This is a genomic window from Streptomyces sp. NPDC002537 (assembly GCF_053594975.1).
Window position 1 is genome coordinate 13,604 of record NZ_JBSFWT010000008.1, and the last position, 15,847, is coordinate 29,450.

14 protein-coding genes are annotated in these 15,847 nt (G+C 69.9%); 7 read left to right on the forward strand and 7 right to left on the reverse strand.

All coding sequences use genetic code 11. From position 1 onward, the window contains the following. Positions 1–18: 18 nt before the first annotated feature. From ACWD4A_RS05785 to ACWD4A_RS05815, 7 genes are all read right to left on the reverse strand, one after another. On the reverse strand, positions 19–1,671 hold the full coding sequence (locus tag ACWD4A_RS05785) for a long-chain fatty acid--CoA ligase (protein WP_451189932.1): 1,653 nt from the start codon (positions 1,669–1,671) through the stop codon (positions 19–21). Between the two features lie 139 nt (positions 1,672–1,810). Then, on the reverse strand, positions 1,811–2,350 hold the full coding sequence (locus ACWD4A_RS05790) for a SigE family RNA polymerase sigma factor (protein WP_451189934.1): 540 nt from the start codon (positions 2,348–2,350) through the stop codon (positions 1,811–1,813). A 423-nt stretch (positions 2,351–2,773) separates the two neighbouring features. Continuing rightward, on the reverse strand, positions 2,774–3,610 hold the full coding sequence (locus tag ACWD4A_RS05795) for a DUF1906 domain-containing protein (protein ID WP_451189936.1): 837 nt from the start codon (positions 3,608–3,610) through the stop codon (positions 2,774–2,776). 53 nt (positions 3,611–3,663) lie between these two features. Then, a complete protein-coding gene (locus ACWD4A_RS05800) occupies positions 3,664–4,830 on the reverse strand; it encodes a lipid-transfer protein (protein ID WP_451189938.1) in 1,167 nt (388 codons plus the stop codon). Continuing rightward, a complete protein-coding gene (locus ACWD4A_RS05805; RefSeq protein ID WP_451189939.1) occupies positions 4,827–5,222 on the reverse strand; it encodes a MaoC family dehydratase in 396 nt (131 codons plus the stop codon). Before ACWD4A_RS05805 ends, ACWD4A_RS05800 begins: the two co-directional genes overlap by 4 nt. Next, on the reverse strand, positions 5,219–6,193 hold the full coding sequence (locus ACWD4A_RS05810) for a bifunctional MaoC family dehydratase N-terminal/OB-fold nucleic acid binding domain-containing protein (RefSeq protein ID WP_451189941.1): 975 nt from the start codon (positions 6,191–6,193) through the stop codon (positions 5,219–5,221). The genes ACWD4A_RS05805 and ACWD4A_RS05810 overlap by 4 nt, the downstream gene beginning before the upstream one ends. A gap of 182 nt (positions 6,194–6,375) precedes the next feature. Beyond that, a complete protein-coding gene (locus ACWD4A_RS05815) occupies positions 6,376–6,684 on the reverse strand; it encodes a hypothetical protein (protein ID WP_451189943.1) in 309 nt (102 codons plus the stop codon). Positions 6,685–7,211: 527 nt separating this feature from the next. On the opposite strand from ACWD4A_RS05815, the gene ACWD4A_RS05820 reads away from it, so the two are divergent. The 7 genes from ACWD4A_RS05820 to ACWD4A_RS05850 all read left to right on the forward strand — a co-directional run bounded on the left by ACWD4A_RS05820 (position 7,212) and on the right by ACWD4A_RS05850 (position 15,837). Continuing rightward, on the forward strand, positions 7,212–7,769 hold the full coding sequence (locus tag ACWD4A_RS05820; protein WP_451189944.1) for a hypothetical protein: 558 nt from the start codon (positions 7,212–7,214) through the stop codon (positions 7,767–7,769). Between the two features lie 54 nt (positions 7,770–7,823). Beyond that, positions 7,824–8,603, forward strand: a complete 780-nt coding sequence (locus tag ACWD4A_RS05825) for an alpha/beta fold hydrolase (RefSeq protein ID WP_451189946.1) — start codon at positions 7,824–7,826, stop codon at positions 8,601–8,603. A 27-nt stretch (positions 8,604–8,630) separates the two neighbouring features. Continuing rightward, positions 8,631–8,978: a hypothetical protein gene (locus ACWD4A_RS05830; protein WP_451189948.1), complete on the forward strand. Its 348-nt coding sequence runs from the start codon at positions 8,631–8,633 to the stop codon at positions 8,976–8,978. Between the two features lie 117 nt (positions 8,979–9,095). Next, entirely contained in the window at positions 9,096–10,526 is a 1,431-nt protein-coding gene (locus tag ACWD4A_RS05835; protein WP_451189950.1) for an amino acid permease, read from the forward strand. A 107-nt stretch (positions 10,527–10,633) separates the two neighbouring features. Continuing rightward, positions 10,634–11,173 carry a dihydrofolate reductase family protein gene (locus tag ACWD4A_RS05840; RefSeq protein WP_451189952.1) on the forward strand — a complete coding sequence of 180 codons (540 nt, stop codon included), beginning with the start codon at positions 10,634–10,636 and terminating at the stop codon, positions 11,171–11,173. 139 nt (positions 11,174–11,312) lie between these two features. After that, a complete protein-coding gene (locus ACWD4A_RS05845) occupies positions 11,313–11,627 on the forward strand; it encodes a hypothetical protein (RefSeq protein WP_451189954.1) in 315 nt (104 codons plus the stop codon). Positions 11,628–11,961: 334 nt separating this feature from the next. Beyond that, a complete protein-coding gene (locus ACWD4A_RS05850; protein WP_451189955.1) occupies positions 11,962–15,837 on the forward strand; it encodes an nSTAND1 domain-containing NTPase in 3,876 nt (1,291 codons plus the stop codon). Positions 15,838–15,847 lie beyond the last annotated feature (10 nt).

Below are 15,847 nucleotides of genomic sequence, written 5' to 3' on the forward strand. Positions count from 1 at the left end.
GGCCGGGCAGCCGGACAACTACCCCAGCACAGACACCTGCAAAGACCCCTCCGCATACAACCGCCGCAACACCTTCTTGTCGAACTTGCCCACAGACGTCTTCGGGACGGAGTCCACCCGCGTCCACCGCTCCGGCAGCTGCCAGCGGGCAACCCGCTCGCCCAGGAAGGCGCGCAGCACCTCGTACTCGACCTCCGCACCGTCCCGCAGGACGATCGCGGCCAGCGGACGTTCGCCCCACTTGTCGTCCGGGACGGCGACGACGGCCGCCTCGGCGACCTCGGGGTGGGCCATCAGGTGGTTCTCCAGCTCCACGGAGGAGATCCACTCGCCGCCCGACTTGATGACGTCCTTGGCCCGGTCGGTGAGGGTCAGGAAGCCGTCGGACGTCATCGTGCCGACGTCGCCCGTGCGCAGCCAGCCGTCGGAGCTGAACTTGTCCTCGGGGCGCACCGGTCCCGCACCGGCACCGCCGTAGTAGGAGCCCGCGATCCACGGGCCGCGCACCTCCAGCTCGCCCGCGGACTTCCCGTCCCAGGGCAGGAAGTCACCGCCGGGCCCGGCCAGCCGGAACTCGACGGACGCGGGCAGCCGGCCCTGCGACACCCGGTACGGCCAGGCGGCCTCGCCGGTCACCCCGACGGGCGGGTAGGCGACCGCACCGAGCGGCGACGTCTCCGTCATGCCCCACGCCTGGACGAGCCGCACGCCGTGCCGCTCCTCGAACCCCTCCATCAGCGAGGGCGGACACGCGGAACCGCCGCTGATGACCGTACGGAGCGACGACATGTCGCGCGGCCGGGCGTCGAGTTCGGCGAGCAGCCCCGCCCAGATCGTCGGCACGCCCGCGGACACCGTCGGGCGCTCCGCCTCGATCATGTCGGCCAGCGGAGCGGGCTGCAGGAACCGGTCGGGCATCAGCAGCGACGTGCCCGCCATGAACGCGGCGTACGGCAGCCCCCACGCGTTCACGTGGAACATCGGGACGACCGGCAGACAGATCTCGGCGGGCGTCAGCCCGAAGGACGCCGCGGCGTTGACCTCCATGGCGTGCAGATAGATCGAACGGTGGCTGTAGAGCACGCCCTTGGGGTCGCCGGTGGTCCCGGAGGTGTAGCAGAGCGCCGCGGCCTGCCGCTCGTCCAGCTCCGGCCAGTCGAAGCTCTCCGGACGCCCGGCGATCAGCTCCTCGTAGTCGTGCACCCGGGGACGGCAGCCCGCCAGCAGGGACAGGTCGCCCGGCCCCGAGACGACGACGTGCTCGACGGAGTCGAGCCGCGGCAGCAGCGGCGCGAGGAGCGGCAGCACCGAGCCGTTGACGATGATCACGCGGTCCGCGGCGTGCCCGACGATCCAGGCGAGCTGCTCGGCGGGCAGCCGCAGGTTGAGGGTGTGCAGCACGGCGCCCATGGCGGGGACGGCGAGGTACGCCTCCACGTGGTCGCTGTTGTTCCACATCAGCGTGGCGACGCGCTGGTCGCCGACCACCCCGAGTTCGTCCCGCAGGGCGTTCGCCAGCTGTACGGACCGTGTCCCGACCTCCCGGAACGTACGCCGCAGCGGCTCACCGTCCCCGGTCCACGTGGTCACCAGGGCGTCCCCGTGCACGAGCGCGCCGTGCGTGAGGATGCGGGTGACGGTGAGCGGTACGTCCTGCATCGTGCTGAGCACCGAGGGCCTCCCGAAGGACCAGAGCGGGGCGGGTGATCGTCCGCTGATTCTGCTGCGGTATCTCTCGGTAAGTCACTACCCGGACGCTAAGACTCCGGCCACACTCCGCGCACGCCCTGTCGCGCGCCCCGCCGTACGCCTACGACGCGTACGCCAGCTCCGGGTCCTCGCGGAGCTTGCCCAGCGCGCGGGACACCGCGCTCTTCACCGTGCCGACGGACACGCCGAGCAACTCGGCGGTCTGCACCTCGGTGAGGTCCTCGTAATACCTGAGGACGACCATGGCCCGCTGCCGGTCGGGCAGCCGCCGCACCGCGCGCCACATCGCGTCGCGCAGCGCCTGCTGCTCCGCGGGGTCCGACGCGGCCGCCGACTCCCGCTCGGGCAGCTCCTCGTAGGGGAACTCCTCGACCTTGCGCTTGCGCCACTGCGAGGTCCGGGTGTTCACCAGCGCGCGCCGTACGTAGCCGTCCAGCGCCCGGTGGTCCTCGATGCGCTCCCAGGCCAGGTACGTCTTGGTCAGCGCCGTCTGCAGCAGGTCCTCGGCATCGCACGGGTTCGAGGTGAGCGAGCGCGCGGTGCGCTGCAGTACCGGGCCGCGGGCCCGCACGTACGAGGAGAACGACGGGTACACGGCGGTGGAGGCGCTGGTGCACACAGGCGTCGCGGAAGCTGTCATGTCTCAAAGCTATGAGCGCACCTGTCCCCGGCGGATCGGCCGGAGGTGCCGAAGCGCGCTCCGCCTCAGGTCGTATTCACGCACCCGCCCCCACCTCCTGGAGGGGGAGACGAGGTCCCCACCGGACGGGCGGCCGACGGACCTCCGGCCGCGGGTCCGGTTCACCGCCTGCGGCGGGGGCGGCCTGCGGCCGCGTCCTCAATCGCCGGACGGGCTGGATTTGCTGGCCGTGGCGTTGAGTCTGCGGGCCGTTCCCGCAGGTTCGCTGCCACGGTCCGCAAAATTCAGCCCGTCCGGCGATTGAGGACACCCCGCGGAGCGCGGTCGGGGGTCTGGGGGTCTCCCCCGGTTCGGGAAGGGGCGGGTAGGGGAAAAGGCCCGCCGCAGGCGCAGCGAGCCCCAGGGCACCCGTCCGGCGAGGACCTAGTCGATGATCGCCACCGGCGCATCCACCAGATTCCGGTCCACGGTCAGCCTCTGACCGCCATGCGTCTCGGTCACATTCCCCTTGTACTGATGGATCCGCCGATGAGGCGTCCACGCATTGCGCCCCAGCGCCGGCTCCCCGTCCGTCGACGGGTCCACCCGCCACCGGGCGAACCACATCACGTCCGGCAGGCCGGACGTACCGTTCCGCCGGGCCCGGTCCATGTGCCGCACGCCGGAGTCCGCGCTGCTGTAGAAGCCCGGCATGTAGCCGAGGTCGCGCACGGTCGCGCTCCAGCCCCGGATGAAGGACAGGGTCATGCCCGCGCAGTCGTCGTCACCGTCGTCGTAGGCCTCCATGTCGAGGTAGAGCGGACTGCGCGGCGCGATGCCGAGCTGGGCGGCCCGGTTCGCGGCCTCCTGGCCCTCGTCCTGGCCCTGGTCGTAGGGGTAGTCGCCGATCTCGAAGCCCCGCTTGGAGTCCGACTTCACGCAGGGCGACTGCGAGCCGACGAAGATCGGCAGGATGCGCCAGCCCAGGCCTCGGGCGTCCCTCAGCCAGCCCGCGCTGAGATAGGTCTGGCGGGGGCAGGCGCGGGCCCGGCCCGCGTAGTAGACGCCGACGGCGCGGTAGTCCGATTCCTTCCACGCACGCAGGGCCGACAGCGAGGGCGCCTGGCAGGTGTCGATGCCCCAGCCCCGGAAGATCTTGGCCCCTTCCGAGCGTGGATCGCCCCGGTCACCGGCGGAGGCGGGCGCGCTGCCCGTGGTCAGCTGGGTGACTGCCACCATCAGGGCGATGAAATATCCGATGATCTGCTTGCGTCGGGCCATGACTAGAGTCAACGGGGCCCCGGGGTACGGCCTTCTTCTGACACGCCGTCGGGTCATCCGTCTGCCCCGAGAAGCAGCCCGGAGGTGGGAACTCCGGTACCGGCGCTGACGAGCACCCGTCCGGCACCCGACACCTGGTTCACGGACGTCCCGCGCACTTGGCGGACGGCCTCGGCCATGCCGTTCATCCCGTGCAGATACGCCTCGCCGAGCTGCCCGCCGTGGGTGTTCAGCGGCAGCACGTCCTCGGCGACGAACGCGCCGCCCTCACCGGGCCCGCAGAAGCCGAATTCCTCCAGCTGCATCAGTACATAAGGGGTGAAGTGGTCGTAGAGGATCGCCACGTCGATGTCCCTCGGGGCCAGCCCGCTGGTGCGCCACAGCTGCCGGGCGACGATGCCCATCTCGGGCAGACCGGTCAGGTCGTCCCGGTAGAAACTGGTCATCTGCTCCTGCGCCCGGCCCGCACCCTGGGCGGCGGCGACGATCACGGCGGGCGGCTGCGGAAGCGTACGGGCCCGTTCGACGGAGGTCACCACGAGTGCCTGGCCGCCGTCGGTCTCCTGACAGCAGTCGAGCAGCCGCAGCGGCTCGGCGATCCAGCGGGACGCCGCGTGGTCGGTGAGAGTGATGGGTCTGCCGTGGAAGTACGCGGCCGGATTGCTCGCCGCGTACCGGCGGCCGGTGACGGCGACGTGCCCGAAGACCTCCGGCTCCAGGCCGTACGTATGCAGGTAGCGCCGGGCGCCCATCGCCACCCAGGACGCGGGCGTGAGCAGCCCGAAAGGGAGCGCCCAGCCGAGCGCCACGCCCTCGGCGGAGGGCTCGCGCCGCTGTACCCCGGCACCGAAGCGGCGTCCCGAGCGCTCGTTGAACGCGCGGTAGCAGACGACGACTTCGGCGAGGCCGGCCGCTATGGCGAGCGCGGCCTGCTGCACGGTGGCACAGGCGGCACCGCCCCCGTAGTGGACGCGGGAGAAGAAGGACAGCTCCCCGACACCGGTCGCCTGGGCGACGGTGATCTCGGGGCTGGTGTCCATGGTGAAGGTGACGAGGCCGTCGACGTCCGCGGGGGTCAGCCCGGCGTCCGCGAGGGCCGCCCGCACGGCCTCGGCCGCGAGGGCCAGTTCGCTGCGGCCGGAGTCCTTGGAGAACTCCGTCGCGCCGATCCCCACCACGGCCGCCCGGCCGCCGAGGACATCGGGCCCGCGCGCGCTCACGAGGGAACCGGGGACGGGAGGGTCACCGTGACCGTACCGGTGACGTGGGGGCCCAGGCGGTTGGTACCGACGACGGAGACTTCGGCGGTGCGATCGTTCACGGAGACGATCCTTCCGGTCAACACCAGAGCATCGCCTGGATAGTTGGGCACCCCGAGACGTATCGAAACCCTCCGGAGGATCGCTTCCGGCCCGAAGTGGTCCGTGACAAAGCGACCCACCAGACCATTGGTGGTGAGGATGTTCATGAAGATATCGGGAGAGCCCTTGGCGCGGGCCGCCTCTGCGTCGTGATGCACGTCCTGGTAGTCACGGGAAGCGATGGCGCCCGCGACAACGAGCGTACGGGTGACGGGCACAGTGAGCGGAGGCAGTTCGTCCCCCGCCCTCATCGCGCCGCCCCGGGCGCGGGCACGCGGAATACGCGGAACACGGGGAGCAACTGCCCGTCGTCCACCTGCACGAACTCCAGCTCGACCGGCATCCCGATCCGCACCCGGCTGTACGGCACGCCGATCACATTGCTGATCATCCTGACCCCTTCGGCGAGTTCGATCAGCCCCACCGCGTACGGGGGGTCGAACGCGGGGAACGGCGGGTGGTGCACGACCACGTACGAGAAGACCGTCCCGGCGCCGGACGCCTCGACGGCCGTCCACCGCGGCGAACCACAGGCCCCGCACCCGGGCAGCCAGGGGAAACGGAACGTGTCGCAGGACGCGCAGCGCTGGATGAGCAGCTTGCGGGCGGCCACGCCGTCCCAGAACCCGGCGTTGTCCCGGTTGACGACGGGACGGGGACGGGGGGCGCGCGCCCCGTTCGCGCGTTCTCCATTCGTGCTTTCCCTGTTCACGCGTTCTCCGGTCGCGCTTTCCCTGTTCGCCGGCGCGTACTTGAAGATCCGGAAGCGGTGGGTGCCGACCAGTTCGCCGTCCACCCTCAGGTCGGTCCGCGTGGTGACGAAGTACCCCGCGCCGAGCCGTGTGGTCTTGCGGGGCGACACCGACTCGATGACGGCATCGAAGACGATCAGATCACCCGGCCGGAGCGGACGCGGATACTCCTGCTCGCAGTCGGTGGCGACCACCGCCGTGCACCCCGCCGAATCGAGCAGCGCGAGCAGTTCGCCGTAGGCGGTGGCACGACCGGGGCGCCCGGAGAGGCCTGCCATGGTCCAGACCTGGAGCATGGCGGGCGGAGCGATCGGGTCGGGGCCGGTGTACGCGGGGTTGGTGTCGCCCATGACCTCGCACCAGTGCCTGATCATGGGCGCGTTGACCGGGTCCCTGGCCTGCGCGGAGACGGCGGCGGGCCGCCCCTCGTACTCCTTGAGCAGCGGGTGGATGTCGACCGGGTCGCGCACCGGGCCCCCTTCCCCAGTTTTTCTGACTGTCCGTCAGATCTGCTGGGACTGTCAAGGGCGGAGCCCGGAAGCCGAGCCCCTAAACGGAAAGGTCGCGCGACGGCACCGCAGTGCCGCCGCGCGACCATCACCAGACCCTGTCCACTCTCACCCGGTCACGTGTGTGTCTCCCCAGGCCGGGTTCACTTCACGTAGACGAAGTGCACCACCACGTTGTCCTGACGGATCGCGGTGTCGTGGGAGTTGTTCACACTGGCGGTGTTGTTCTGGTTCGAGGCACCAGTACCGGTGGCCTGCTGCTGGCCCGTCGTGGAGTTCCCGTTGTTGGTGTGCCCTACACCGCTGCCCACGATCGCGGCGGCAGCCACGTTGGATCCACGGTTCGCCAGCTGGTTGCCGTCGTCGGCCGAGGCGACGCCGGCGAAGAGCAGAGCGGCCATCGGCAGAGCGGCAACAACGGCGAGGACGCGAGCAGTGCGGGTGCTTGCCATGTCAATTCCTCCAGAACGCAGAACGGAACTGCTGCTTAGTGCTGGGCGGTTGGCCGACCGCCCAGCGGTGTTTCCGACGTCGTCGCTGACTTCAGAATTGCCCACCGAATCCCCGGCGAACCACCCGTCGCTTGCTATTCCCTCGCAAGCATGACCGCTCCCGAATAAACCCCCATCACTGCCCTGATCTCCCACCCAGCCACCCCCCGGACCCCCTCGAAGCACCCCGGAACCCATGCGCCCCATAAGCAGAACCGTTCCGGCCGAATTTTGGCCAAATTCCCGGAACCCGGCACATGCGGGCGCCGAAACCAAGGCATAAACGTTCAACCACCACAGCGGAACCCACGGGCAGGCCCCGGCAGGGGACCGTGCCCGGACACTTCCGGAATCCGGCAATGCGCCCGAGCCCACCCCCCTGGCACCCTGCACCCGGGCGGGTCTCAGCCCAACTGACGGTGGGATTCCGGCAACGGGACCCCCGGAAAACCGGCCCGCCCTACGACCGAAGCACCACAGAGGACAACGTGAACACCCCGGAACCGAACTCGCCGTACGCCCAGCAGCCCCACCCCGCACAGCCTTACGGGGGCCAGCCCTACGGGACGCAGTCGTACGGGACGCAGCCGTACGGGGCGGCGCAGCCGTACGGGTACCCGGGCGACGGCTACGCGCCCTACGCCCCGGCTCCGCAGATGCCCCGCGGGATCAAGGCCTCGCGCATAATCCTCTTCATCCTCGGCGGCCTCTACACCGTCCTCGGTCCCCTGCTCCTGGCCGCCGCCTCGGTCGTCGGCGGCGACGGCAGGAACAAGGACCTCACCCCCGGCGTGATGTACGTGTCGGGCGGGCTCACCCTGGTCGTCGGCATCGCCGCGCTGGTCGTCGCCTCGCGGTTCGGCAAGGGCGGCAACGGCGTCCGCATCGCGGCCGTCGTCATCGCCGCGATCATCATCGGCAACGGCCTCCTCAACCTCGCCATGGGGCAGATCACTTTCGTGGCCGGGCTCGCCTCCGGCATCGCACTGCTGGTCAACTGCCTGAAGAAGGACGGCGTCGAGTGGTTCAAGCGGCCGCGCCACTGAACGCCCCCGCCGCCATCTGGTGATCTCGGCGCCGCCACGAGCAGACTCGCCCCCATGGAACTCATGGTGCCGGTCGACGGCGGCGAGGTATGGGCGGACGACTCGGGCGGCGACGGCCCGCCCCTGGTCCTGCTGCACCCCGGAGTCGGTGATTCCAGGATCTGGGATCCGCTCCTGCCGTCCCTCGCCGAGCGGCACCGGGTGATCCGCTACGACGTACGGGGCTACGGACGCTCCCCGAAGCCCACCGCCCGTTTCTCCCTGGTCGGGGACCTCGTCGTGGTCCTCGGCCATTTCGCCGTCGGCCGGGCGGCCCTGGCCGGCTCCAGCATGGGCGGCAGGGCGGCGCTGAACCTCGCCCTGGCCGCCCCCGAGCGGGTCGCGGCGCTCGCCCTGCTGTGTCCGGGCGTCACCGGCTACGAGGGCCTCACCCCGCCGCAGGTCATGTCGGAGATCGAGGTGCTGGCGAAGGCGGGCGACATGGACGGCCTGGTGGCCCTGGGCCTGCGCCTCTGGGGGGCGGCCGGTACGGACGGCGATCCCGAGGCGGCCGCCCAGCTGCGGTCCGCGATCCCCGGGTGGTTCGCCACCTACCCCTTCCTCGTGCCGGACGAGCCCGCTTTCGACCGCCTCGGCGGAATCCGTGCCCCTGCCGTCCTGGCCCTGGGCGAACGGGACCAGCCCGAAGTGATCCGCTGCAACGAGGAAATGGCCGCGCGCATCCCCGGCTGCCGTCTCGTACGGCTGCGGAATTCCGACCACTTTCCCTCCCTGCGCGAACCGGCGGCATCGGCCGCGGTCGTCCTGGACCTCACCGCGGGCATGACCTGGTGACGCACACCTCCGGCTTAGGCTGGAGCGATGAGCACCACCGCCTATCCCTTCGCCGACGGCCGCAATCTCGCCTGGACTCTCGACGGATTCGGCGACGACGAATGGCTGGCGTCGTCCGTCCCCCTGGACCGGGAGCAGTACCTCCGGGTCAGGCATCTCTTCGCGCTCGACGAAGGCGACCTCTGGATGGCGGGCGGCGTCTATCCCGTCCCCCGGGAAATCTGGCCCGCGTTCCGCGAACTCCTCGGCACAGCAGTCGACTTCCGGGACGACCAGGAGTACTTCCTGGGCGCTTGCCAGGATCTCCCGGACGGAGAATTCTGGCGCCCGGACCCCGCCGACGCGCCGCACCCCGGCCCGATCCCGCCGCCCTGACGGACCGGCCCCGGCCCACCTGCCATGACTGTGCGACGGCGACCAAAAGGCTTGTCGTCGTTGAAATCCGTACCTAGTCTCGCGAGCCCAAGATCATAAGAGAAGGGCTCGGGTCACATGCAGCCACCGAAATCCGGCACACCGCCGACGACGACCGCCGACGCGGCAGCGGCGGGACAGGAACAGGGCGCTTCGCCGGAGGGCTACAAACGGGGCCTCGGTTCCCGCCAGATCCAGATGATCGCCATCGGCGGCACCATCGGCACCGGTCTGTTCCTCGGCGCGGGGACCGCGATATCCCAGGCCGGTCCCAGCCTCGTCATCTGGTATGCCGTCGCGGGGATCGTGCTCTTCCTCGTGATGCGCGCCCTCGGTGAACTCCTCACCCACCGCCCCGTTTCCGGCAGTTTCGCCGAATACGCCCGGGAGTTCCTCGGGCCGTTCTGGGGCTACGCCACCGCGTGGACGTACTGGATCATGTGGGTCACGACCGGCATGGCGGAGATCACCGCCGCCGGACAGTATGTGAAGTACTGGTTCCCGCACGTCGAGCAATGGCAGACGGCACTCGTCTCGCTCGTCGTCCTGCTCTTCGTCAACATGGTCTCGGTGAAGGCGTTCGGCGAGCTGGAATTCTGGTTCGCCCTGATCAAGGTCGTGGCCATCGTCGGCATGATCCTGGTCGGCCTCGGCGTACTCGTCATCGGCTTCGGCGACGTGGGGAAGACCGCCTCGGTGACCCACCTCTGGCAGGACGGCGGAATCGCCCCGAACGGCGTGCACGACTCCCTCATGACCCTCCAGATCGTGCTCTTCGCCTATCTCGGCGTCGAGCTCATCGGCGTCACCGCCGGCGAGGCCGAGAACCCGAAGAAGAACATTCCCCGGGCCATCAACAGCCTGCCGCTGCGCTTCGGTCTCTTCTACATCGGCACCCTGCTGGTGATCCTGTCCGTCGTGAGCTGGCGCGAATTCCACCCGGGCGTCAGCCCGTTCGTCGCGGCCTTCGCCAAAATCGGCATCCCGGCGGCCGCGGGCATCGTCAATTTCATCGTGCTCACCTCCGCCCTGTCCTCCTGCAATGCGGGCGGCCTCTATTCGACGGCCCGCATGCTCCGTACGGCCTCCGTCAACGGCCATGCCCCCAGGGCGCTTTCCCGGCTGACGGGCCGCGGCGTTCCCGCGCTCGCCCTGTGCGTGTCAGCGGTGACGATGGGCCTCGGCGTCCTCATCAACGCCCTCGACCCCAAGCACGCCTTCGCCTACATCACGTCCGTCTCCACGGGCGGTGCCATTCTCGTCTGGAGCATCATCCTCGTCACCCATATGCGCTACCGCCGCGCGGTGGCCACGGGCGGTGCCGAGCCCTCCCCGTACCGCATGCCGGGAGCCCCCTTCACGAACTGGCTCGCCCTCGCCTTCTTCGCCCTGGTGACCGTCATCATCGCGTGGAGTTCCGACACGAGGATCGCGCTGTACGTGATGGCCGTGTGGGTGGTCCTGCTGGTGCTCGGCTGGCTGACCCTGCGCGGACGACAGACCGCCTGAGCCCGCGAGGGGTGCCCCGGCAGCCGGGGCACCCCTCCGTTGTCAGTGCCGTGCCCTACGTTGAGGAAGACCGCGGGGGAACGCGGGCACACGTCCAGGAGGTTGTCATGGGAAAGATCGTCGCGCTGGTCTATGTGTCGCTGGACGGCGTCATGGAGAGCCCGAGCTGGACCCAGCCGTACTTCGACGAAGAGCACGCGGAGTACGCGCACAGGCGGCTCTTCGCGTCCGACGCGCTCCTGCTCGGGCGGGAGACGTACGAGGGGTTCGCACAGGCCTGGCCGGGGATGACGGACGAGCAGGGCTTCGCCGAGCGGATGAACTCGATGCCCAAGCACGTCGTCAGCACGACCCTGGAGACGGCCGAGTGGAACAACAGCACCCCCCTCAAGGGTGATCTGGGCAAGGAGATCCCGGCACTCAAGGAGCGGTACGCCAAGGACGTCCTCGTCTACGGCAGCGGCGCCCTCGTCCGCTCGCTCATCGCCGAGGGCCTGCTGGACGAGCTCAAGCTCTGGGTGCACCCGGTCGTCGTCGGGGAGGGCAAGCGCCTCTTCCCCGAGGGCACCCCGATGTCGAAGTGGGAGCTGGCGGGCACCACCACGTTCGGCTCCGGCGCCCTCGTCCTCGACTACCGCCCCAGCTGAGCCCCTACGCGCTCCCCCCGAATATGCACCCATTGCGCCCTGTAGGTGCATGAACGTCCCATATACCGTATGGATGTAGAGCTTCCGCATTTCGGTCGGGGCCCCGGCCGCCAGGACATCGCCACATTCGGAGGTCGGGATGAAGCGCCGTGGAATCGTCACCGTACTGGCCCTCGCGGGCCTCGGCGCCGGGGCGGCCTCCGTCGCCGCCCAGGACGGCGGGGACCGGCCGAAACCCGGTCCGACCGTGGAATCGCACCAGTCCATCCAGCTCTCGGGCAACTCCTCGGGCGGAGTGGCCCAATCGCTGACGACCCACTCGCAGGGACACTCCCACACCATGGAGATGCACTGCTCCTCCGACCACGGCCGGTCCGACTCCCACATGGTCAGCAAGAGCTGGAGCGACGACAACGGCGTCGTCCTCATGCAGGCGTCCTGCGCCTCGGGGTGACCCGGATGGCGCACCCAGCGGAAAAAGGGCACCTCTGAACCAGGGGCACCCCTTCTCACCCGGCCTGACGGCCACGCCACGACTCCATGTCTTCCCTTGGTATCCCCCTGATGCACCGGCCAATTCAGGTGGATGCGTCTACCCCGATGGGGCTGCTGACGCGTGAGGCGCCGCTGTACCGGCGCGCCCCACGGGGAGCGATGTCATGATCGCTAACAGCTATTCTCTCGCATAGAAATAGGCACGCTTGTGCGGATGCGTGGGGAATTACCCAAGGGGCCGGTTGGCACGCGGGAAAGTTCGTGTGCCGAGGAGGGGAACAGAAGTGGACGGCATGGGCCGTGATCTCGGCAACGGACCTGCGGACGTGCCGCTCCCGGCTCCGGAGCGCCCCGGGGAACTGCTGCGCCGGCTGCGGCGCGAGCAGGGGATCGCACTGGCCGAGCTGGCTCGCCAGGCTTTTTACAGCAAGGGCTATCTGAGCAAGGTCGAAAACGGCGAGAAGCCGTTGACGCCTGATCTGGCCCGCGTCTGTGACCAGGTACTGACGGCGGGCGGACAGCTGGAAGAGGCCCTGTCGTCAGCGGGACGCGATACCGGGGGCAAGGCGCGGGACGACGGCACATGCCCGTACCCGGGGCTGTCCCCGTTCGGGGCCCGGGACGCACGGTGGTTCTTCGGGCGGGAGAAGGCCGTTGCGGATCTGGTGTCGCAGCTGACCGAGCAACTGCACACGCCAGGGCCTCTCCTGGTCATGGCGCCGTCGGGGGCGGGCAAGTCATCGCTGCTGAGGGCAGGCCTGCTGCCCGCCCTCGCGCGTGGAGTGCTGCCCGTCACCGGCTCCCGGGCATGGCCCGTCGCTCTGCTCACTCCGGGCCCGCGTCCCGTCGAGGAACTCCTGGACCGTATCGCCGCGGCGACCGGAGCGTCCCGTCAGCTGCTGGAGAAGGCCGAACGGGAAGGAGGGGACGCTCTCGCCGTCGCCGTCAGCGCTGCCGTGCGTGCCGATCCGGTGCCCGTCGGTCCGAGTGCCGTGGACGGCGAAAACGCGCGCGGCCCGATCGGCGACGAGGCCGCCCTGGTCCTCGTGGTCGACCAGTTCGAAGAAACCTTCATGCTGTGCTCCGACGAGACAGAGCAAGAGGCATTCGTAGAGGCACTGCTCGCCCTGACGAAGCAGCGGAAGCCGGACTCGGGAATCCCCTCGGCGCTCGTCGTCATCGGGGTCCGCGCCGACTTCTACGAGCGCTGCCTGGGCTTTCCGGGGCTGGCCGCGGCCATGCAACGAGGCCACATGACGATGGGCCCGATGGGCGACGGGCAACTGCGTGACGCCGTCACCGGACCGGCGCGCGAGGCCGGGCTGGAGCTGGAACCGGGGCTGGTCGAGATCCTGTTGCGCGACATCGGTCTCGTGCACGGGCGTACGGCACCGGCCCACGCGGCCCCCGGTGGCGCACTGCCCCTGCTGTCCCACGCCCTGCTGAGCACCTGGCAGCACCGCGAGAACGCCACCCTGACTGTCGACGGCTACCGGCTGACCGGGGGAATCTCCGGCGCCGTGGCCACCACCGCGGAACGCGCCTACGCGTCGCTTCCCTCGCACCAGCAGGACATCGCCCGGCATGTCCTGCTGCACCTCGTCCAGCTCGGAGAGGGCAGACACACGAGCAGACCCGGTCGGCGGTCGGAAGTCCTGGAGGCCTGCGCGAACCATCAGAAGGACGCGAAGGACGCGGACGCCGTCGTCGAAACGTTCACCCGGGCGCGCCTGCTCACCGTCGACGCCGAACACATCCAGGTGGCCCACGAGGTCCTGCTGGACGCCTGGCCCCGGCTCCGCCAGTGGATCGACGAGGACCGGTCCGTCCTGCGCACCCGCCAGACCCTCGCCGACGCGGCCGCCACCTGGGAGAAGGAAGGACACGACCCCAGCCTGCTCTACCGGGGCCCGCGCCTCGCCGCCGCTCTCGAAGCCGCCGAGTGCCCTCGGACCATGGCGGTCCTCACCTCGACGGCACGCACGTTCCTTCAGGCGAGCACCGATCTCGAAACGTCACAGAGGCGGCTGGAACAGCGGCGTCTGCGACGCCTGCGCACCCTGACGTCCGGCCTGGCGGCCCTGCTCGCCCTCTCGCTCGTGGCCGGCGCCATGGCCTTCCAGCAAAGCCGTGTGGCGGACGACCAGCGCCGCATCGCGGAATCCCGGGAACTCGCCGCCCGCGCCCACGGAATGATGCGTGAGCAGCCGGAGGCCGCCATGCTCCTCGCGCTGAGCGCCTACCGCCGTTCACCCACCACCGAGGCCCGCAGCAGCCTGCTCAGCACCTACGCCCAGTATCCCGGCAGCCAGCTCACCGGCCACGCGGACGACATATGGGCGGTCGGATTCAGCCCCGACAGCCGCATGGTGGCCACGGCGAGCGACGACCATACGGCCAAGCTCTGGGACACGGCCTCGGGGGGACTTGTCGCCACCTTCGCCGGGCACACCGACAGAGTCAGGGACGTGGTCTTCTCGCCCGACGGCCGCGCGATCGCGACGGCGAGCCGGGACGGCACGGCGAAGCTGTGGGACGTGGCCACGCGCCGGCTCGTCGCCACGTTCACCGGCCACTCCAGCGGCGTCAACGGTGTGGCGTTCAGCCGCGACGGCCGCACCCTGGCGACAGGGAGCGACGACGGCACCGTACGTCTGTGGGACGTCGCCACGCATCGTCAGACCGCGCTCCTGGCCGACGGCACCAGTTCGGTCCGGCGCGTCACGTTCTCGCCCGACGGCCGCACACTGGCAGCCGCGTACAACGACCAGAAGGTCCGCCTCTGGGACACGGAGTCCCGTCAGGCGAGGGCCACTTTGACAGGCCACACCAACGCCGTGGTGTCCGTGGCTTTTTCCCCTGACGGCCGGACCCTCGCGACCGGCAGCTCGGACCGTACCGCCCGGTTGTGGGACATGGAGTCCTACCGTTCGACAGCCACGTTCGGCGGTTACACCAACATGGTCTGGTCCGTGGCGTTCTCGCCCGACGGCCGCACCCTTGCCACCGCCGCCTTCAACGACGACACCGCGCGTCTGTGGAACACCGCCACACACGAGGCCGCCGGCACCTTGACCGGGTCCGGTCTCCTGTCGGTCGTGGCCTTCAGCCCGGACGGACAGACCCTGGCCACCGCCACGGAGACCGGGCAACGCGGCGTCACGTCCACGCTCCAGCTGTGGAACGCCTCCACCTTGGAGAAGTCGCGAACGCTCACCGGCAGCGGCGAGTCCGCCACGGCCGTGGCCATCTCCCCGGACGGGCGCACCCTGGCCGCCGGTGACTCCCGCGGCTCCGTGCTCATCTGGGACCTCGCCCACCGCAGTCTCGTCACCACCCTCACCGGCCACACGAACTCCATCACCGGCGTGGTGTTCTCTCCTGACAGCCGCACGCTCGCCACCACGGGCGACGACGGCACCGCCCGGCTGTGGGACACCCGCACGCACAGGGAAACCGCCACTCTCAGGGGCCACACCGGGAGCATCCGAGGAGCGGCCTTCAGCCCCGACGGCCTCACCCTGGCGACCGCCGGCAGCGACCACAGCACACGCCTGTGGGACACACGCTCCCACCGGACGGTCGCCGTTCTCGACGGTGAGCCCGACGCAGTGGGCTCCGTGGCCTTCTCACCGGACGGCCGCACCCTCGCCACGGGAAACCACGACACGACCGTCCGTCTGTGGGACCTCGGCTCCCGCAGAGTGATCGCCACACTCACCCGCGAGGGCCCGATGTGCCTGACGTACTCCCTCGCCTTCAGCCCGGATGGCCGCACACTGGCGGCGACCAGCTGTGACATCACCCTGTGGAGCACCGAGACCCACCAGCGCATCACCAGGCTCACCGGTCACACCGAGACCACAACCCGGCTCGCCTACGCGCCCGACGGGCGCACACTGGCCACGGCCGGCTACGACCGCACCATCCGTCTGTGGAACACACAAAACCACCAGCCTGTCGCCACACTCACCGGAACCGGCGACTATGTGTCCGGGCTCGCCTACGCGCCCGCAGGGCATCTTCTCGCCACCGCGAACACCGATCGCGCCATCCGCCTGTGGGAACTAGACCCGGAAACGGTCGGGAAACGCATCTGCGCTCTCAGCCGCGAAAACCGCTGGCACCGGACGATCACCGGTTCGTCCGGGAAGAACCCCTGCGGCTGATAGTCGAAAG